General features: G+C 65.8%; 13 protein-coding genes. 11 read left to right on the forward strand and 2 right to left on the reverse strand.

All coding sequences use genetic code 11. From position 1 onward, the window contains the following. The 11 genes from KF733_11270 (at position 1) to KF733_11320 (ending at position 18,759) form a co-directional block, all read left to right on the forward strand. Entirely contained in the window at positions 1-258 is a 258-nt protein-coding gene (locus KF733_11270; protein ID QYK55581.1) for a hypothetical protein, read from the forward strand. A gap of 27 nt (positions 259-285) precedes the next feature. After that, positions 286-2,712, forward strand: coding sequence for an extracellular solute-binding protein (locus KF733_11275; GenBank protein ID QYK55582.1), 2,427 nt, complete (start codon positions 286-288; stop codon positions 2,710-2,712). After that, positions 2,709-4,427, forward strand: a complete 1,719-nt coding sequence (locus KF733_11280; protein ID QYK55583.1) for a carbohydrate ABC transporter permease — start codon at positions 2,709-2,711, stop codon at positions 4,425-4,427. The genes KF733_11275 and KF733_11280 overlap by 4 nt, the downstream gene beginning before the upstream one ends. A gap of 95 nt (positions 4,428-4,522) precedes the next feature. Next, the gene (locus KF733_11285) at positions 4,523-7,423 is read left to right on the forward strand and encodes a tetratricopeptide repeat protein (protein QYK55584.1); all 2,901 of its coding nucleotides are present in this window, start codon (positions 4,523-4,525) and stop codon (positions 7,421-7,423) included. 90 nt (positions 7,424-7,513) lie between these two features. Further along, positions 7,514-9,208, forward strand: a complete 1,695-nt coding sequence (locus KF733_11290; protein QYK55585.1) for a beta-N-acetylhexosaminidase — start codon at positions 7,514-7,516, stop codon at positions 9,206-9,208. Positions 9,209-9,217: 9 nt separating this feature from the next. Continuing rightward, the gene (locus tag KF733_11295; protein QYK55586.1) at positions 9,218-10,222 is read left to right on the forward strand and encodes a ligase-associated DNA damage response exonuclease; all 1,005 of its coding nucleotides are present in this window, start codon (positions 9,218-9,220) and stop codon (positions 10,220-10,222) included. After that, positions 10,219-11,817 carry an ATP-dependent DNA ligase gene (locus KF733_11300; GenBank protein ID QYK55587.1) on the forward strand — a complete coding sequence of 533 codons (1,599 nt, stop codon included), beginning with the start codon at positions 10,219-10,221 and terminating at the stop codon, positions 11,815-11,817. Before KF733_11295 ends, KF733_11300 begins: the two co-directional genes overlap by 4 nt. Further along, a complete protein-coding gene (locus tag KF733_11305; protein QYK55588.1) occupies positions 11,814-14,246 on the forward strand; it encodes a ligase-associated DNA damage response DEXH box helicase in 2,433 nt (810 codons plus the stop codon). The genes KF733_11300 and KF733_11305 overlap by 4 nt, the downstream gene beginning before the upstream one ends. Continuing rightward, a complete protein-coding gene (gene pdeM / locus KF733_11310) occupies positions 14,243-14,923 on the forward strand; it encodes a ligase-associated DNA damage response endonuclease PdeM (protein QYK55589.1) in 681 nt (226 codons plus the stop codon). The genes KF733_11305 and pdeM overlap by 4 nt, the downstream gene beginning before the upstream one ends. 39 nt (positions 14,924-14,962) lie before the next feature. Beyond that, the gene (locus KF733_11315; GenBank protein QYK55590.1) at positions 14,963-18,268 is read left to right on the forward strand and encodes a DUF1080 domain-containing protein; all 3,306 of its coding nucleotides are present in this window, start codon (positions 14,963-14,965) and stop codon (positions 18,266-18,268) included. Positions 18,269-18,384: 116 nt separating this feature from the next. Then, complete coding sequence (locus KF733_11320; protein QYK55591.1) at positions 18,385-18,759, forward strand: hypothetical protein; 375 nt, start codon at positions 18,385-18,387, stop codon at positions 18,757-18,759. A gap of 8 nt (positions 18,760-18,767) precedes the next feature. Here the strand turns inward: KF733_11320 and KF733_11325 are convergent, their stop codons facing one another. Further along, positions 18,768-19,436, reverse strand: coding sequence for a prepilin-type N-terminal cleavage/methylation domain-containing protein (locus KF733_11325; GenBank protein QYK57167.1), 669 nt, complete (start codon positions 19,434-19,436; stop codon positions 18,768-18,770). Then, positions 19,436-20,449 carry an ABC transporter substrate-binding protein gene (locus KF733_11330; protein ID QYK55592.1) on the reverse strand — a complete coding sequence of 338 codons (1,014 nt, stop codon included), beginning with the start codon at positions 20,447-20,449 and terminating at the stop codon, positions 19,436-19,438. The genes KF733_11325 and KF733_11330 overlap by 1 nt, the downstream gene beginning before the upstream one ends. Positions 20,450-20,472 lie beyond the last annotated feature (23 nt).

Genomic DNA, 20,472 nt, shown 5'->3' on the forward strand with positions numbered 1-20,472 from the left:
ATGAAACGGGAAATCCCGCCCGCAACGATCATCGCAGTCATCGTCCTCGCGGTTGCCGCCTTAGGAGCTGCCTGGTTCTTTTCCGGCAACTCGGGGCAGATGTCGGCTCAAGAACTCGACCTGGCGAAGGAACAAGGCCGGCTCAGGCAGGAAAGGGAAGCAGCGGCGGCGCGAGGAGAGCTCGGGCTTGGCTCCGGTGGAGCCGAGTCCGAGGCGCGCGCCCGGCAAAGCGCGCAGTCAGAAACCGGGGGACAATAAGCGGCCTTCGTGAGAAACGGGAGTGCAATGGGATCCCGACTAGCCAGGGCGCTCTGCACCCTGGCTATCGTGCAGTCGGCCCTTGTCGCATTTGCCGAGGAGCGGCAGATCGTCACCGTCTGGGGACTCAGTGCCGGTCCCGACGCGAAAGGGGCGGAAGCCGTCGTCCGCGAGTTCGAGAAGCGGAACCCTGACCTCAAAGTCCGGGCCTTGCGCATGGGCGCGGGCGAGATGAACCCCCAAAAACTGATGACATCCATCGTCGGCAACGCCCCGCCCGACGTCATCTATCAAGACCGGTTCAGCCTTAGCGATTGGGCGAGCCGCGGCGCCTTCCGACCGCTCGACGACCTGATGGCCCGCGACAAGGCAAACCCCCTGAACCCGCGGCCCGAGCAATACTTCCCCGCCGCCTGGGCAGAGACGCAGTACGAGGGCAAGACCTACGCCATCCCCAGCGGGTCGGACACGCGCGTCCTCTATTGGAACCGCCGAATCTTCCGCCAAAACGCGGACGCCCTCCGCGCGGCCGGGCTCGACCCGGGCCGACCGCCCCGAACCTGGAGCGAGACCCTGCAGTACAGCAAGGTCTTGACTAAGCGCGACGCGAACGGGCAGATCGTCGCCGCTGGCTTCATCCCCAACTACGGCAACTCCTGGCTCTACCTCTTCGCCTTTCAGAACGACGCCCAATTCATGAGCGCCGACGGGCGCACCTGCACCCTCGACACCCCCGCCGCGCGGGAGGCCGTCGAATTCATGGTCAAAGGGTACGACCTGCTCGGCGGCTATGACAACGCCCAGAAGTTTAGCAGCGGTTTCCTCGGCAACGAGAACGACCCCTTCGTGATCGGCAAAGTCGCGATGAAGGTCGACGGAGACTGGATCCTCTCGAACCTGAGCCGCTATGCGCCGGACCTGGATTTCGGCGTCGCCCCGCCTCCGGTGCCGGACGACCGCTTCGCCCGCCGGGGCCGCTTCAAGGATGACAAGGACCTGTTCATCACCTGGATGGGCGGCTTTAGCTACGGTGTCCCCGTCGGCGCGAAGAACGTCGAAGGGGCGTGGCGCTACATCAAGTTCGCGGCCAGCGCCGAAGGACGGCTGATCGAGGTCCGCGCCCAAGCCGATTGGGACAAGCTGCGCGGCCGCGAGTTCATCCAGCGCGTCCAAGCCCACCGCGAGGCGAACGAGGAGATCCTCCGGCAGTACGCCCCCAAGCAGCCCAACTATGCCGACGCCGTCAGCCTTCACGTGGCGATCGGCGAAGTCGGCCGGATCCGCCCGCCGACCGTGGTCGGCCAGGTCCTGTGGGACGAACACATCAAGGCGTTCGAGGCGGCCTGCCGCCATGAATTGCCCCCCGACCGCGCGCTCAAACGAGGGCAGTCCGTGGTCCAGCGAGAGCTCGACGCCCACTATCGCTATTTCTCCCTGCCCCAGTTCGACATGCGCGTCCCCTTGGGCATCGGGGCCACCGCGTTCCTGGCCCTGGTCGCCGGATTCGTCGTCTGGATCCGGCGGCAAAAGCTCGGCCGGCTCGCCCGAGAGGAGACGAAGTGGGCCTACATCCTGCTTTCGCCCTGGTTACTTGGATTTTTCATCTTCACAGCAGGGCCGATGCTCGCCTCCCTGGCCTTCAGCATGACCCAGTACAACGTGCTGAGCGACCCGAAGTGGGTCGGCGCCGAGAACTACGTGGCTCTGTTCACAAGCGAGCGAGAGAACCTGGTCAAAGCGTTCGGCAACGTCTTTTATCTTGCCGGGATCGGGGTGCCGCTGGGAATCGTCTCCGGGTTGCTCATCGCGCTCCTGCTCAATACAAGCGTTCGCGGCATAAACACGTACCGCACCATCTTCTACCTCCCTTCGATCGTCCCGGTCGTGGCGGGCGCAGTGCTTTGGTCGTGGGTGCTGACCCCGGACCCCAGCAAGGGCCTCGTCAACGCCGCGTGGCTCCACACGGTCACGGAGTGGCTCGGCGTGTCCCCGCCCGGCTGGCTCACCGTCGCGGACTGGGCGAAGCCCGCGCTGATCACCATGGGCGTCTGGGGCGCAGGGGGCGGCATGATCCTCTGGCTGGCCGGCCTCAAAGGGGTGCCGAAGACCCTCTATGAAGCCGCAAGCCTCGACGGTGCGAACCCCGTCACCCAGTTCTTCAGCGTCACCCTGCCGATGCTGAGCCCGATCGTCTTCTTCAACGTCGTCACCGGGCTCATCAACTCGATGCAGGAGTTCGACCGCGTCTGGGTGCTGCGCGGCAACACGGGAAGCTCCGGCCCGTCCGACTCGCTCCTCGTGCCCGTCGTGCACCTCTTCGTGAACGGGTTCACGTATTTCAAGCTCGGCTTCGCCTCGGCCCTCGCCTGGCTGATCTTCGCCGTCATCCTGACCCTGACGCTCGTCCAGATGCGGCTCCGCAAGCGCTGGGTCTTCGCGGAGGGCGACCGGTGAACGCGGCCCTGGCCTATGCCGTCTCCACCCTCAGCTTTTGGGGCGGTTCTGCCCTAGCGCTCGGCGGGGTGTTCTTCGCCTTCCAGGGGTTGACGGCCGCGCCCGGCCAAGACCGCGCCGCCTCGGTCCGGCGCTTGGCATGGGCGTTGGCGCTTGGCGCGCTGGCCCTGCTCTTCTCCGCCTCGCTCACGCCGAGCAAGGGGCTGGCCGTCCCCGTCGTCTGGCCTGTGCTTCCGCTCCCGGGATGGCTGGCGGTCGCCGCGGGCGCGGTCGCCCTGGGCACCTTTCTCAGCGGCCTCGTCGAGATCAGGGAGCGCCGGCGCAGCCGCTGGGTCCAGGCCCTCGTCTGGGCGGTCGCAGCCGTCCTGTGCGGCGCGTGGGCGAAGGCGCAGGGAGGGCCCTTCGAGCTGCTCACGGGGAGGGTGTCGCTCAGCCCGGTCGCGGCCCTCGCCCTTGGCCTGCTCGCGGTCGGGGCGGTCGCGGCCATGGTCGCCACCGCGCGCTCCGCAAATGTGCGCCAGAAACTGGGCAGACTCGCCGTCACCGCGGTCCTCTGGGTGGGCTGCTTCGTCTTCGGCGTGCCGTTCCTGTGGCTCCTGGTCACGAGCTTTAAGGAAGACCGCGACATGGCCTCGCCGAACGGCGTGGTGTGGGTGCCGCGCGTCCAGCAGACGGTGCCGCACCTCACCCCCGACCAGCCCTACTATGCCGCCACCTACGACGGCCGCCCCGTCGAGGCGAACCTGGAGACCAAGCGCGCGGACGGCACCCTGGTGCTGAGCATCGCCCGCCCCGTCGGCCTCGGCGGTTTCACCTTCGAAGCGAAGGAAGGAGAAGTCAAGCTCATCCCGCGCGAACTCCCGATGGTCACGGGCAACGCGGACGGGGTGGACTTCAAGGCGATGGTCACGCGCGAACTCTCCGACGGGCGGCGCGAAGTCGAGTTCCTGGAGCCGCAGGCGCTCAAGGGGCAGACCCGCACCTTCAGCCCCACAGAGATCGAGCCATACCGCCCCGTCAGCCTCCGCTGGCGGAACTATGTGGAGGCGCTCGAGTTCTTGCCCGCCGAGACGCAGATGGGGCTGGTCTACCTGCGCAACACCCTTTTCCTGGTGGTGATGAACGTGATCGGCACGGTCGCCAGCTGCTCGCTGGTCGCCTACGCCTTCGCCCGGCTCCGCTTCCCCGGCAGGGAGACCCTTTTCAAGGTGCTCCTGAGCACGATGATGCTGCCCGCCGCCGTCACCATCCTGCCCCAGTTCCTCATCTTCAAGAACCTCGGCTGGGTGAACACGCTCAACCCGCTCTGGGTGCCCGCGTTCTTCACCACCCCGTTCACAGTTTTTATGCTTCGCGAGTTTTTCCTCCAAATCCCTTATGAATTGGAGGACGCAGCAAAAGTGGACGGTTCAAGCTACCTTTGCACGTTTTGGTCGGTGATGGTCCCCCAGATAAAGCCGGCCATCGTCGTCGTCGTCATCTGGACATTCATTGGGACTTGGAACAATTTTATGGGGCCGCTCATTTACGTCAATACCCCCGAACTGATTCCGGTAGCCTATGCCGTCCAGATGTTCAACGGGGAGCGTAACGGTGAACCTGGGCTGCTGATGGCTTTCGTGACGATGGCGATGATGCCGGTGCTCGCACTTTTCGCGTTCGCCCAGCGATACTTCATCGAAGGCGTTTCCCTGAGCGGTTTGGGCGGACGATAAAGCAAGAAGCGAGTTTGCCATGGGTCGGTAATTCTCGCGTCATTAGACCTAACGACCTTGGCAAAACAACTCAGCCTCAAGGCAAAATCATAACAATGCTTCTACCATGGAGGGTCGAGATGCTTGGCGGGTTGCGCGCCAAGCAGAACGACCACGTCGTTTCCCGGTTCCAAACTCAAAAAACGGGGGCCTTGTTCGCAAGGCTTTGCTTGAGCAAGGACAGGTCGCTGCCCCGAGACCAGGTCGCCAACCTGATTTGGCCCACCGGGGAGCCCGCCGCAATCCGCAACCGCCTGAACCAGGCCGTCTCGTCGCTCCGCCGGCAGCTCGAACACCCCGGAATGGAGGGGCAGCGAGTTTTCGTCAGTGACCACCACCACCTCGGCCTGAACCCTCAGATCTTCTCGACCGACGTCGAAGAGTTCGAGAACGCCGTCAAGAGCGCGGCCCTCGCGTCTTCGTTCAACGAGCGCGTCACAAACCTAGAATTCGCGGCCGAGGTCTATAAAGGCGAGTTCCTCGCCGGCTTCAACGAATCGTGGGTGGAAGGGGAACGGCGACGGCTCGCCGACGTCTATGTCCAAGTCCTCCGCGACCTGAGCGATGCCTACCTGGAGATGGGGCGCCCCGCGATGGCCGCCGACTGGGCCAACAAACTCGCCCGGATCAACGCGAAAGACGCAGTGGCCAAACGCGTCCTGCAAGCCGTCCGCGACGGCGGCTCGCAGCCGACCGAGGCCCGCTTCACGAACGCCCCGGAGACCTCCAACGGTTCTGTACCGGCCCTTTCGCCCAGCCCGCTCAGCTGCCTGATCCCGGCAAAGCCGAACCAGATCATCGGACGCGACGTCGAAATGGCCCGCTTGTCCGCGCTCATGGCGGAAGGCGGACCCCGCCTCGTCACGATCGTGGGCATCGGGGGCATCGGCAAGACGCGCCTCGCGCTCGAAGCCATGCACGGCTTGTGCGAGCTCTCGTGCTGCGCCTGCGCCTCGGCCAGCTACCAGCCCGGCTCCGGCAAGGGCGAACTCGTACGGTCCGTCCTCAACGCGGGGCTGAGTAACTTCGACGCCGCGAACCGGACGGTCGAGAGGCTCCAGCGAGAGTCGATGGACATGGGCGGCCTTGTGATCATGCTGGACGTGCTCGGCACGCTCGGGCCGGAGGAGGTCGACGAGCTGGTCGAATTCATGGAGGCGACTCCCAACGTTCGCTTCCTGGTTACAAATAGACGCCCGCTCTACCTGCCGCAAGAGAGCGTCGTCCCCCTCGGCCCGCTCCGCGTCCCCGACCGCAGCGACGGCCCGTTCGAAGACGTCAAGTCCAACCCCAGCGTGGCCCTCTTCACCCAGCGCGCCTCCGCCATCAAGCCCGATTTCGGCGCGACGCGCCGGACCTCCGAGCAACTCGGCGAGCTGGCCCAGCGCCTCGAAGGCTATCCCATGGCCCTGGAGCTTGCGGCGGCTTGGATCCGCAGCCTCACGGTGCAACAGATGCTGGAGAGCCTGGACGAGACCGACGAACTCCTCCAGAGCCGACGGCGCGACGTCCGCGCCCGGCACCGCTCCGTCCACGACGTGGTCTCTGAGAGCCTCCAACTTGTCGAGGAGGCGGACCGCAAGGCGCTCGCGAAAGTGCGAGTCTTCCGCGGCGGCTGGACCCACGAGGCCCTCGACGCGGTGGAGCCTGACGGCAACGCCCTGCAGTCCCTGCAGACCCTCGTGGACCACGGCCTCATCATCGAGCACACGCGCGACAACCGGCCTTCGCGGTTCACCGCCATGCAGACCGTGCTCAACTACGCGAGCCAGGACGGGGATGGTGCGTCGGAAGACGCTGCAAAGCGCCACGCCGAGTACTACCTCGCGTTCGCGGAAAGGAACACGCCGCTCTCCAAGAAGCTCGAACAGAGCACCTGGATCGCCCTATGCGCCGAGGATTGGGCGAACATGGCCGAGGCAGCCGACTGGTTCTTGGCGCACGACCGCTACGACGAGGCCCTCAGGCTCACGGTCGGCCTGGCAGACGTCTGGACCGAGGCGGACGGCCTTTCGAAGGTCCAGGCCTGGCTACGGTCTTGCCTGCACGGCGTGCCCCAGGATTCGAAGCACTACCCCTGGGTCCAGGGCAGCCTTGGCCTGGCGGCTTGGTTCGATGGCGACGTGGCCGAAGCCGAGAGGCTGCTGGAGAAGGCGATCGCGGCGGCGCGGACCAATAAGGACGAAAACGTGCTGGCGCGGCTGCTCGTCTGGGCAAGCTATGTCACCCATTCTGAGCGCGACTTCGATCGCGGCGCGGAATACCTGGACGAGGCCCAAAAGCTCGCGCAGAGCAACGGTCAGCGCCAACTGGAGCGCCTTATCTGGCGCCGCCGGGGCAACGACCTGGTGGAGACCGAGCAGTGGGAAGAGGCGGAAGCCGCTTATAAGCGCGTGATCGAGACAGCCGAGGAGGACAACGACGATGACGGTCGGACGGCCGCGCTGACGAACCTTGGCGCGCTCGCCGGATGGCAGGAGAAGACGGAGCTCAGCCGGAACTTCCTGCGCCAGGCGATCCAGGTCGCTGACGATGCGGGCCTCTCGGTGAAGAAGCAGATCGCCCTGATCGTGCTCGGAAGGGTCGAGGCCGAGTACGGCAACCCAGAAGAGGCGATCCGGCTGATCCGCGCCGCCTGCGAGCGCAAACCTTCGAAGGCCGAGGTCCTTGCCGACGCCTACGAGGTCTTCGCCCTCGCCGAGGAGAAGCTCGGCAATCCCGAGGCCGCCTCCATGATCATGGGGTACCTCAAGGCGAAGGCGCCGCGATCGCGCAACAGGCAGCACGGTATCGGTGGCCGACAAATGGCGGCAGCCCGCGAACGACTCATCGAGCGGCTTGGCAAGACCCGGTTCGACCAGTGCGTCGAATTCGGGAGCTACCTCACCGCGAACGACCTGATGCGGCAAAACGCCTTCGCCGCCGTCGGCGCGCGAGACCTCGTCTCGGTCGGCTGACGACTAGGCCGGTTTGGCTGCCCGGTTGACTTCAACGTCGCCGGGCGGCCAGACTGGTTCGGACCCGCCCCTTCGGAGCCCTAAGCACGGATGCTTGCCGCAGTTACCGCCCTTGCCCTTGCCATGCCGGCGATCATCCCCGTGCCCCTGAGCGTGACCCCCGAAGCGGGGGCCTTCACGTTCGACGAGGCGACCAAGATCGTCGCCCACGGCGACCTCGACCCCATCGCCGACCGCTTGCGCGAGTCCCTCTCGCCAGCCACAGACTTCCCGCTCAAGGCCGCGAGCTCCGCGACGAAAAACGCGGTCGTCATCTCATACAACCCGAAGCTGACGTGGCTCTCGGACGAGGGGTACCGCCTCAGCGTGACCCCGGACCTCATCGAGATCCAGGCGAAGTCGGCGGCGGGCGCGTTCTACGGCGTCCAGTCGCTGCGCCAGATGTTGCCGAGCGACACCTTCCGGAGTGCTCCGATCGGGAAGGGCCCCTGGAAAGTGCCATGCGTGCGCATCGAGGACGAGCCCCGGTTCAAATGGAGGGGCGTGATGCTCGACCCCGTCCGCCACTTCCTGCCCAAGGACTGGATCCTCAAGTTCATCGACCTGATCGCCTTGCACAAGCTGAACACCCTGCACCTGCACCTGACGGACGACCAGGGGTGGCGCATGGAGATCAAGCGCTATCCTCGGCTCACCGTGGTCGGTGGTTGGAGGCGGGAGACGGTGGTGGCGCGGAACACGCCCGTCTACGACGGCAAGCCCCACGGCGGCTTCTACACCCAGGAAGACCTCCGCGAAATCGTGGCGTATGCCAAGCAGCGCTTCGTGACCGTCGTCCCCGAGATCGAAATGCCGGGGCACGCGTCAGCAGCCATAGCAGCGTATCCGTCCCTCGGCAATATCGACACGCGGCTGGAAGTCAAGCGCGAATGGGGCGTCTCCGAGAACATTTTCAACGTCGAGGACTCGACCATCGAGTTCCTCCAGGGCGTGCTGGAAGAGGTGGTCGCGGTCTTCCCCAGCGAGTTCATCCATATCGGCGGCGACGAGGCGCCGAAGGCGCAATGGAAGGCGAGCCCAGCGGCGCAGTCCAAGATGCGAGCGCTCGGCCTGAAGGACGAGGACGCGCTCCAAAGCTGGTTCATCGGACAGATGAACACGTGGCTCACCGCACGGGGCCGGCGCCTGATCGGTTGGGACGAAATCGCCGAAGGCGGCCTTCCCCCGGGCGTGACCGTGATGGCGTGGCGCGGAATTCCCAAGGGCGTCGCCGCCGCCAAGGCCGGCCACGACGTCGTGATGGCCCCGACCAGCCACACCTATTTCGACTACTACCAAGCGGAGCCCTCTTCGGGAGAGCCGCTCGCCATCGGCGGGTTCACCTCGCTGGCCAAGTCATACGAAATGGAACCCGTTCCGCGCGAGCTGACCAAGGCGCAAGGTAAGCGGGTCCTCGGCGTCCAGGCCCAACTCTGGTCTGAATACATGGTGAGCCCGAGCCACGTGGAGTACATGGCGTTCCCGCGCCTTTGCTCGCTGGCCGAGGTGGCCTGGTCCGACCCCAGTCGCCGGAACTTCGACGACTTCTTGGAGCGGCTGAACCACAACCTGCCGCGCCTCGCCGCGCTTAGCGTGAACTACCGCCCGCTGGAAGGGCTCCCCCACCCCTTCGACGATTTCGCTTTTGACCATGGCCCCAGGGCCGCGGCCCCCGGGGCGGTGCCGGTCCCTCCGCGCGCCAAACCGCGAGGACCCTCTCGCGACACGAAGCCCAGAAAAACGTAGACATTCATAGTGTCCGGCCCCGTCCTGCAACTTAGACCGGAGGGTCTCTACTGCCCGGCGGGCGACTTCTACATCGACCCTTGGCGTCCTGTCGCGCGCGCCATCGTCACCCACGCCCACTCGGACCACATGCGCTGGGGCATGGGCAGTTACCTTTGCAGCGAAAAAACCTTGCCCTTGCTCAGGGCGCGGCTGGGCGACGAGCCAAGTGCGACCGCCCTTCCCTATGGCGAATCCTTGGGCATCGGCGGCGCGAGCGTCTCGCTCCACCCCGCCGGCCACATCGTCGGCTCCGCCCAAGTGCGGGTCGAAGTGCGCGGCGAGGTTTGGGTCGTCAGCGGCGACTATAAGTGCGAGCCCGACCAGACGTGCGAACCTTGGGGACCGGTGAAGTGCCACGGCTTCGTGACCGAGACCACCTTCGGCCTGCCCATCTACCAGTGGCCCCGGCAAGAGGACGTTTTCGGCCAGATCAATCGCTGGTGGCAAGAGAACGCGGCCGCCGGGCGCACTTCCCTGCTCAGCGGATACTCGCTCGGCAAAGCCCAGCGACTGTTGGCCGGGGTCGACCCCGGCATCGGCCCGATCTACGTGCACGGGGCGGTGGCGAATATGAACCGGGCCTGTGCGGCGGCGGGAGTCGCCCTGCCCGAGTGGCTCCCCGTGGCCGAGGCGGAAAAGGGCAAAGAGTGGTCGGGGGCTCTCGTGGTGGCCCCACCGAGCGCGGTCGGCACGCCTTGGACCCGCAAGTTCGGCGACGTCTCCACGGCCTTCGCGAGCGGCTGGATGGCGATCCGCGGCGTTCGGCGTCGCCGCTCTGTGGACCAGGGCTTCGTTCTGAGCGACCACGTGGATTGGGGGTCTTTGCTCGCCGCGATTCGTGAAACGGGGGCGGAGACGGTGTGGACCACCCACGGCTACGCCCACCAGGTCGCGCGTTACCTCTGCGAGACCGGGCGCGACGCGAGGCCGCTCGAGACCCAGTTCGGCGAGGAAGAGGAGGACGCCGAGTGAGGGCCTTCGCCCGGCTCTTCGAGCGATTGGACTCGACCACGCGCACCACCGAGAAAGTCCGTGCCCTGGCCGAATACTTCCGCGAAGCCCCGCCCGAGGACGCCGCCTGGGCGGTCTTCTTCCTATCGGGCCGAAGGCTGCCGAGTCCCGTCAACCGGACGCTCCTCCGGACGTGGGCGCAGGAGGAGGCGCGGCTGCCGGACTGGCTGTTCCAGGAGTGCTACGACGCGGTCGCGGACATGGCGGAGACAATGAGCAAGGTCGTTCCGACGAAGGAAGCGACCGGATCCGACCATGGGCTCGCCTGGTGGGTCGAGAGCCGTGTGCGACGCTTGCGCGACCTCGACGAAGCAGACCGGCGCGCGTCCCTGCTCGACTCCTGGTACAGCCTCTCAGGAACCGGCCGGTTCCTCTTCAATAAGCTTGTGACCGGGTCCTTCCGGGTCGGCGTCTCGCAAGAACTCGTGGTCCGGGGTCTCTCAGAAGCGACCGGAGTGGCGAGGACCGTCCTCTCCCATCGCCTCATGGGCGAATGGGCCCCCACCCCCGAGTTCTTCCGCGCCTTGGCGGCGGCGGACGATGGCCGCGCAGACGTGAGCCGCCCCTACCCCTTCTGCCTGGCCCATGCCTTGACCGCCCCGGAGTCGGACCTTCGGGACTTGGCCGACTGGCTTGTGGAGTGGAAGTGGGACGGCATCCGCTGCCAACTCATTCGGCGGGAGGGGCAGACCTTCTTGTGGTCGCGAGGTGAGGAGGTCCTGATCGAGACCTTTCCAGACATTGTGGAGATCGGGAGTTGGCTTCCAGACGGGACCGTCATAGACGGCGAGATCTTGGTGTGGTCAGAAGGCAGACCGCGTCCGTTCCAAGACCTTCAGCGTCGATTAGGGCGTAAATCGCCCGGAAAGAAACTTCTTAGCGAAGTTCCCTGCTCGCTCCTTGCATTCGACTTGCTTGAATTGAACTCGGTGGATATCCGCGAGAAGCCCACAGAGTTTCGGCGCCAAGAGTTGGAGGTGATGATCACCGCTATCAACCACGAAGGCCTGCGCCTTTCCCCGTCGATCGAAGTGAAGGGATCGGGGGAGCTTGCTGCCGTCCGCGAGGCCGCGGGCACCCGGGGAGCGGAGGGGTTGATGATAAAGTCCAGGATGGCGCCTTACACCACCGGGCGCAAGACCGGGGTCTGGTGGAAGTGGAAAGTGGACCCCTTTGTCGTCGACGCCGTCCTCGTCACCGCCCAGCGCGGGAACGGTAAGAGGGCGAGCCTTTACACCGATTACACGTTTGCGATTTGGGACGGGGAGAACCTCGTCCCCTTCGCCAAAGCCTATTCCGGACTCGACGATAAAGAGATTCGCGAAGTGGACGCGTTCGTCCGCAAGAACACACAGGAAAAGTTCGGCCCCGTCCGAAGCGTAAGGCCCGAGCTCGTCTTCGAGCTCGCCTTCGAAGGAGTGCAGGTTTCAAAACGCCATAAGAGCGGCCTCGCCGTGCGCTTTCCCCGCATCAATCGCTGGCGAAAGGATAAGAAACCTCAGGACGCCGATACCGTCGAGACGGTGAGAAGGCTGGTCGAGCAGAAGGCGCAGTGAACCAACCTCTCGACCGCATCGAAGACTGGTTCGCGCGCAGGGGCTGGACGCCCGCCCCGTTTCAGCGCGAAGTGTGGCAGGCCTATCTGGCGGGCGCGAGCGGACTGCTGCATTCCAGCACGGGCTCCGGGAAGACGCTCGGCGTCTGGATGGGGATTCTCGCCGAGGAGGCGGCCGGGCGGGAACCCGCGCGGGGTCCCGTCGCTCTGTGGCTGACGCCCCTCCGAGCCCTCGCCGCAGACACCCTTGCCGCCCTCCAAGAGCCGCTGGATGGGCTCGGCCTCGCCCAGTGGCGGATCGAGGCGCGCACCGGCGACACAAGCCCGACCGCCAAGCAACGACAGACCCGCAACCCGCCGAACGCACTCGTCACCACACCTGAATCGCTCTCCCTGTTGCTGGCCGCCAAAGACGGCCGCGACCTGCTCGGGCACTTGCGGCTCGTCGTTATCGATGAGTGGCACGAGCTTCTCGGCACCAAGCGGGGGGTCCAGACCGAACTAGCCCTGGCGCGGCTCCGACGCTGGAACAGGGGCCTGCGCGTCTGGGGCCTCTCCGCGACCCTCGGGAACACCGAAGAGGCAGCCAAGGTCCTGCACCCTGGCGAGCCCTTTGCGCTCGTCCAAGGTGAGACCGCGAAGCGAGTTACGGTCGATTCCCTCCTCCCAGAGTCGGTCGAACGGTTCCCTTGGGCGGGGCATATGGGGCAGCGGATGATAGAGCGGGTCGTCCACGAACTGGACCACTCGCCGAGCTCGCTCGTCTTCACCAACACCCGCGCCCAAGCGGAGATTTGGTATGGCGCGATCCTCGCCTTCAGGCCGGAGTGGGAGGAGGTCGTCGGTCTCCACCACGGCTCGCTCGACCTGGAGGAGCGGCGCGCGGTGGAACAGGGCCTGAAGGATGGGGCGCTGCGCGCCGTCGTCGCCACGAGCAGCCTCGACCTCGGGGTCGACTTCAGCCCGGTGGAGCGTGTCTTCCAGGTGGGTAGCCCGAAGGGTGTGGCCCGCCTTCTCCAGCGCGCTGGGCGCAGCGGGCACCAGCCGGGGGCGGCAAGCCGCGTCACCTGCGTCCCGACCCACGCCATGGAGCTCATCGACGTCGCGGCGGTCCGCGTCGCCGCGGCCCAAAACCGTATCGAAAAGCGCGCCTATCACCGGGAGCCGCTCGACGTGCTGGCGCAGCACCTGGTGACCGTCGCCATCGGCGGCGGGTTCGACGGCGACGACCTCTTTGAAGAGGTGCGGTCCACGGCCGCCTATGCCCAGCTTGCCCGCGAGGACTGGGAGTGGGCGCTGGCGTTCGTGACGCGCGGTGGGCCGACCCTCGCCGCCTATCCCGATTACCGCAAGGTCCACGAGGAAGACGGCTTCTACACGGTCGAGAACCGGCGGATCGCGCAGCGCCACCGCATGAACATCGGCACGATCGTGAGCGACGCCGCGATGAACGTGCAGTTCGTCGGCGGAGGGCGGCTCGGGAGCGTCGAGGAGGCGTTCGTCTCAAGGTTACGCAAAGGGGACAGGTTTGTCTTCGCGGGCCGCGCGCTGGAGTTTGTGGCCGTGCGGGATATGACGTGCTTGGTTCGGCGGGCAAAGTCCACAAAAGGAGTCGTGCCGCGATGGGCGGGGGGACGGTTGCCGCTTTCTTCCGAGCTCGCCCAGTCTGCCCGCGAGATCTTGCAGGACGCGAAGGACGGCACTTACGCCGGGCCCGAAATGGCCCTCGGGCGGCCGATGCTGGAACTGCAGTCGAAGTGGTCCGCGATCCCCGGCATGAACGAACTGCTTGTCGAGCAGGTGCAGACACGCGAGGGTTGCCACACTTTTGTCTTCCCTTTCGAGGGGCGGCTCGTCCACGAGGGGCTGGCCGCGCTCTTCGCCTACCGCATGTCGCGCGACCGCTCCACCACCTTCTCCCTCGCCTGCAACGACTACGGGTTCGAGATGCTCGCCCCATGGCCGGTGGACTTTTTTGCGGCGGTCGAGGACGGCCTCTTCGCGATCCGCAACCTGGCCGAGGACGCACTGGCGAGCCTGAACTCCAGCGAGATGGCGCGGCGGCAGTTCCGCGAGATCGCGCGGGTCAGCGGACTTGTGCTCCAGTCCACGCCGGGAAAGCAGAAGTCCGTGCGCCAGCTGCAGGTTTCCAGCGGCCTGCTCTACGACGTCTTCGAGAAGTACGACCCTCGGCACCCGCTCCTGCGCCAAGCGCGCAACGAAGTCTTGGAGAAAAATCTGGAAGAGTCGCGCATGGCCGACTGCCTTCGACGGCTCGCGAAGGCACGCATCGTGCGGACGGAGCCGCCCCGGCCCACGCCCTTCGCGTTCCCGATCTTGGTGGACCGCCTGCGCGAGACCATCGGCAGCGAGTCCATGGACGATAGAATCCGCAGGATGGTAGAAGCCTTGGAGCAGGCGGCCGGGTGAGCGACCTTCAGATCGAGCAGGGCCTCTGGCTGTGCCCGGAAGGGGGCGCGTTCTGGGCGTCTGAGGCGACGCTCTTCGTCGCGGACGTCCACCTTGGCAAGACGGTCACGTTTCGCGAAGGTGGGTGCCCCGTGCCCGAGGGGCCGACTGAAGAAGGGCTGGAGCGGATCGGCGCGCTGGTCGACCGATTGAGCGCGGATCGGGTCGTGGTGCTCGGCGACCTTTGGCACGACGAGCGGGTCCATGCGGAGGCGACCGCTCGGCCCTTCGAAGCCTGGCGGGCTGCGCGCCGCGACCTCGAGTTTTGGCTTGTGCCCGGGAACCACGATCGCCGGTTCCACGCGCTGGCCCAAAGCCTGGCGCTCGAGATCGTGCCTGCCGGGAGCCAGTTCGGCCCGTTCCTGCTCTTCCACCGCCCGGACGACTGCCCATCCCGGGAGGCGCTCGCCCTCGCGGGCCACGTCCATCCCTGTTTTCGGCTCGAGCAGGGAGGGGTCTCGCACCGGCTGCCCTGTTTTTGGCAGGTCGGCGGGTGCCTGGTCCTGCCCGCCTTCGGCCCCTTCACGGGAGGGTTCAACGTCGACCGTGACGAGGACTCGCGCATTTTTGTCACGACCGGCGAGTCCGTGCTGGAGGTTCGGCACAGCGACCGCCGCCCGTTCTTTGCGCGCCGATAGGCAACATATTCCGTCACCGGTATGGGAGAATTCGGGGCGATGCTCTCACTCGCCCTTTACGCTGCGTGCGTCGGGCAAACTCCTGCCCCCGCGGCAAAAGACGTCGGTTACTCCACGATCGCGACGGACCCGTTGCGCGCAGGCAAAATGCGCCCTCGCGACATCTGGGTCTTCCGCTCGGTGCTGGACAAGCACGCGCGCATGGTCACGATCGGCCTCAGCGACGACCTATGGGTCGCCTACGACGCGACCAACTGCGGCCTCTACAAGGCTTGGAAGGGCGGGGTCAAATTCGACGGCGCGGTCTACACGACCGTCCACGGCCCCCAACCGACCAGCGAAGGCTCCGCCTATGCGGAATGGGACCCCGGCATGCCCGCTTGGACGTACTCGGCCCAAGGCAAGGGCCACACCGTCCATCCGCGGTTCCGCGGCTACCGGTTTGTAAACGGCCATGTCCACCTGGACTACGAGATCGACCTCGGACCCGGCCGGACCGTGAAGGTCTCCGACGGCCCTGAGTTCGTCACGAAGAACGGTAAGCCGGGCCTCGAGCGGCGGTTCCGCGTCACCGGCTTGCCCACCGGATTCAAGCTTGGCGTGGTGATCCCGGGCGCGAAGGAAGCGGAGACCGTGGTCTCGGGCGCGACCCTTTCGAAGGACGAGCCCGTGACCGCGACCTTTTCCAAGGACGGGCTCGCCTACGTCACGACCTACTTCAACCCGCAGATGGCGTACCGCGCCTCGGTCAACCCCGGGATCGAGGGCGGGGCGTCTGCGCAACAGGAGCAGCAGCCCCGCGAGCCCGGTCTCGCGATGCGCATCTACCAGGTGAACAAGAGCATGTCGCAGCTCCCTCGCTTGGTGCCAAACCAGACCCCCAACGTCTCGCGGACCGTCCCGCAGGTGGACTTCGAAGGGACGGAAAGTTTCGGCGCCTCCTCCGAGGACAAGTTCTACTGCGAGCTGTCTGGGTTCATCAAGATTCCGAGCTCGGGCAAGTACGAGTTCCAACTGACGTCGGACGACGGCTCGACCCTTTACATCGGGGGCAAGCTGGTGGTCGACCACGATGGGCTCCACGGAGCCGAGGGCGCGGTCGGCGAAGCCACCCTCAGCGCCGGATCGCACCCCATCGCCATCCACCACTTTGAGAACGAAGGGGGCGCCACCCTCAAGCTGGAGTGGAGGAAGCCTGGCGACAAGGAGTTCTCGGTCGTGCCGACCGAGGCCCTGGAGACCCAGAGGGGCGAGGTCCACGTCACCAGCCCGGGGGACAAGATGGTGCTCGGCACGATCGACTGGTCGAAGCCGGGCGACGGTCGTCCGCTCGAAGGCGTCCACCCGTCCTACAAGCTCACCCAAGCTCGCCCCGACGCCTGGCACGTGAAGGTCGGCGGCATTGACTTTCTGCCGGACGGCCGCATGGTGGTCTGCGCGTGGGAGCCGGACGGCGGCGTCTACGTCGTGAGCAACTATCAGAGCGGCGACCCCGCGAAGATCAAGGTCAAACGGATCGCGGCCGGCCTCGCCGAACCCCTCGGCCTCAAGGTCGTAAACGGCGCGATCTACGTCCTACAAAAACAGGAGCTGACCAAGCTCGTCGACACCGACGGCGACGGCGCCATCGACCAGTACTACGCCCTCGCCAATGGTTGGGGCGTCACTGCGAACTTCCATGAGTTCGCCTTCGGACTCGTCCACCACGACCACCACTTCTGGGCCACGCTCGCCACCGCGATCAACCCGGGTGGCCGCAGCACCCAGCCCCAAGAGCACGACAGGGGACGCGTGGTGAAGATCAACGACAAGACGGGCGCGTTCCAGTTCGTCGCGGCCGGTCTCCGGACTCCGAACGGCATCGGCATGGGCTCGTTCAACGGCGTCTACGTCACGGACAACCAGGGCGACTGGCTGCCCAGTTCCAAGCTGGTCTTCGTGAAGCAAGGCGCGTTCTACGGCAACCGCTCGGTCGAGCCGGTGGCGAAGGCGAACACACCCGAGACTCCGCCGGTCGTCTGGCTCCCGCAAGGCGAGATCGGCAACTCCCCCAGCCAGCCTGCGCCGCTGAACGACGGCCCCTATCGAGGCCAGATGATCCACGGCGATGTCACCCACGGCGGCCTCAAGCGCGTCTTTGTCGAGAACGTGGACGGCCAGCTCCAGGGATGCGTCTTCCGCATGACCCAGGGGTTGGAGGCGGGCGTCAACCGCATCGCTTGGGGGCCGGACGGCGCGCTCTACATCGGCGGAGTCGGTTCGACCGGCAACTGGGGCCAGGAAGGCAAGCTTCTTTACGGCCTGCAGCGCTGGAAGTACACCGGCGCACCCACGTTTGAGATGCTAGCCGTCCGCGCGATGACGAACGGTCTGGAGATCGAATTCACGGAGCCGCTCGCCGCAGGCGCGGGCCAAGATCCTGCGACCTACCGAGTCGAGCAGTGGTACTACAAGCCGACCGCGACCTATGGCGGCCCGAAGATGGGCCTCGCCCAGCTCGAAGTCAAGGGCGTCCAGGTGAGCCAGGACCGTCGCAGCGCCCGCCTCGTGGTGGCGGGGATCAAGCCCGGCTACGTCGTCCACGTTCGGCTCGACAGCTCCCTGCCGAGCCAGTCGGGGCGCAGCCTCTGGTCCACCGAAGCCTGGTACACGATGAACCGCATCCCGAAGGGCAAGGTCGTCACAGCCTCGATCGGGTCGGACGCACGGCCGAGCGTCAACGCCCTCACGAAGAATGAGAGGTCGGCCGGCTTTGTCTCGCTCTTCAACGGCGAGAGCCTCGACGGCTGGCGCGGCTATGGCAACAAGGAGACCCCCGTCGCATGGGCCGCTCTCGACGGAGCGGTGACGTTCACCCCGGGCCTGCCCGGCGGCGACCTCGCCACAAAGGAGTCGTTCGGCGACTTCGACTTCCGCTTCGATTGGCGGGTGACGAGCGGGGGCAACAGCGGCGTGATCTATCGGGTTTCCGAGGACAAGCCGTACCCCTGGGAGACCGGACCCGAATACCAAGTGCTGGACGACGCCAAACACGCGGACGGCAAGGATCCCCTGACCAGCGCAGCCTCGCTCTACGGCCTGGTCGCGCGAGGCAAGAAGGTCGTGCGGCCGGCGGGCGTTTGGAACGAGGGCCGGATCGTGGCGCGCGGAGGAAAGGTCGAACACTGGCTCAACGGCGTCAAGGTGCTGGAATACGACACCGCCGCGCCGGACTGGGAAGCCAAAGTGAAGGCGAGCAAGTTCGGTTCGATGCCGGACTTCGCAAAGAACCGCGCGGGCCATATCGTCCTGCAGGACCATGGCGACCCGGTCGCCTATCGCAACCTGCGCATCAAGCGCCTCTGACGGCGGGTAGCGGCTCCCCCTTTAGGCAGAATCGCCGAGGGGGAGCCGAGTTTTTTTCGTCCCCCCTCCCACTTTCGGGTGACCAAACCGCTCCGATAGGCATACTTAATAGCGGTATGCGCCCCGCGCTTGTTACAGCCAGCCTCGCCGTCCTCGCCCTCGGCCTCATGGCCAAAGCTCCCGCCCTTGAGCCTTCGGAGCCTAAAGTCAACTTCTCCACCCAGGTCAAGCCGATCCTCGCAAAGAACTGCTACCGTTGCCACTCCGCGAACGACGCGGACGGGGGGCTCGCCCTCGACAGCACGGGTTCCATCAAGAAGGGCGGCCGTTCTGGCAAGCTCTTTGTGCCGGGCAAGTCCAAGGAGAGCCTCTTGGTGATGCGGATCAAGGGCGAAGGTGGAAAGCAACGCATGCCGAAGCGGTCTGCACCGCTGAGCGACGCCGACATCGCGCTCATCGCGAAATGGATCGACGAAGGCGCGAACTTCTGATTCGCGCGTTAGTTGTCCAGCAAGTCGAAGAACCGGTCTTTAGGGGCCTGGTTCTCATAGAAGGCCGACATCTTCTTCCGCGAGATGTGGGTGTCGGCCCATTCGATGACGGCGTGCTCCACCGCGTTCGGGTCGGGGCGCCCCCAGCAATCGGCGTCCGGCTTGCTCGGCGGTAGCAGGAGCTTGCCGTCGTCCCCGCACCAGCTCTTGGTCTTGCTCGCGCGGGCGGTCGAGAGCACGACCGTGAGGCTCGGCGATTCCACCGCCGAGGCAGGCACCGCAATGTGCCCGTCGGCGTTAGAGAAGTCCATCTCGATGTTGGTCAGATAGAGGACGTTGTAGCCGAAGTGCGAGGTCGGCGTCCCGTTCGCGTCCTTCGTCTTCACCGTGCTCGTCGGGCAAAGCCAGACGTCCTTGTTCTTCACGTAAGGGTCGACAAGGTCGTGCCAGAGCAAGAACCCCGTGTCGGTCGAATATGCGGCCAGGGGGTAGGTGTCGTCGGAGTCGGACATGTACATCTGGAAGCCGATCCCCATCTGCCGCAGGTTCGAGCCACAGGTCGTCGCCTTGGCCGCCTCCTTCGCCCGGGCAAAGACCGGGAAAAGGATGGCGGCCAGGATCGCGATGATCGCGATAACGACCAGGAGCTCGATAAGGGTGAAGCCGCGCTTGCGCATCAATAGACCGAGTCGGGGAAGTAGAACTCCTTCGCGTTCTCCGGCGTTACCAGTTGGACGTCGATGAGGAGGTGGCGGGGGACATACGGCCGAACCTGGGCCGGGCCCGCCCGCAGGGCGCTCGCACAGATGAACATGCCTGTCGCGACCATCGAGGGCGGATAGGTAACCGTCGCCGGCATCACCTTGTCGTTGTCCATCACCCTCTTCACAACATCTTTCATGCCACCGCCGCCGACGATCCAAACGTTGCTGCGGCCCGCTTCCTTCAGGGCCTGCTCGGCGCCTAGGGCCATGTCGTCGTCAGCCGCCCAGACGGCGTCCACCTGCGAGTGCTTGGTCAGCAAGGTTTGCAGGGTCTCGTAAGACTTCTGCCGGTTCCATTCGCCAGGTTGCGAGTCGAGGATCTGCACGCCTGGGAAGGCCTTCAAAGCCTCGCGGAAGGCCCCGTTCCGGGCCGTGTTGACCGTGCTCGGCATGCCCTCCAGGACGATGATCTTTCCTTGCCCGTTCAGCTTCTGGCCGATGAACTCGCCGGCCTTGCGGCCGAAGGCGGCGTTGTCGCCCTCCAGGAAGACGTCCGCCACCGGTTCCAAGAACCCGCGGTCCACGTTCACCAGGTAGACGCCGGCCTCCTTCACCTTCTTCGCGACGGGGGTGAGGGGGGCGCTCTCGGTCGCGAGGATCACCATGCCGTCGACCCCCTTAGTCAGCAAAGTTTCGATGTCGGAGATCTGCTTCTCCGGCTTGTCCGCCGGGACGACCGTCCACTCCACATCGGGATAGGCCTTCTTCGCCTGGTCGACCCAATAGATCACTCCGGCCGTCCAGCCGTGGGTCGCGTTCGGGATCGAGACCCCGATGCGAATCTTCTTTCCGGGTGCGGGGGGCGCGCCTCCCTCGTTCTGGGAGTTCATCGGCGTGCTTTGGCCGGCGGAGGCGTCAGTGCCGCAGCCCGAAAGGGCGAGCAGCGAAAAAGTCGCGGTTGCGGTGGCGAATAGCGTTCTCCACATGGCGCGTCTTCGAATCATGGCAC

It is taken from the genome of Fimbriimonadaceae bacterium, assembly GCA_019454125.1.
GTDB lineage: Bacteria > Armatimonadota > Fimbriimonadia > Fimbriimonadales > Fimbriimonadaceae > JALHNM01.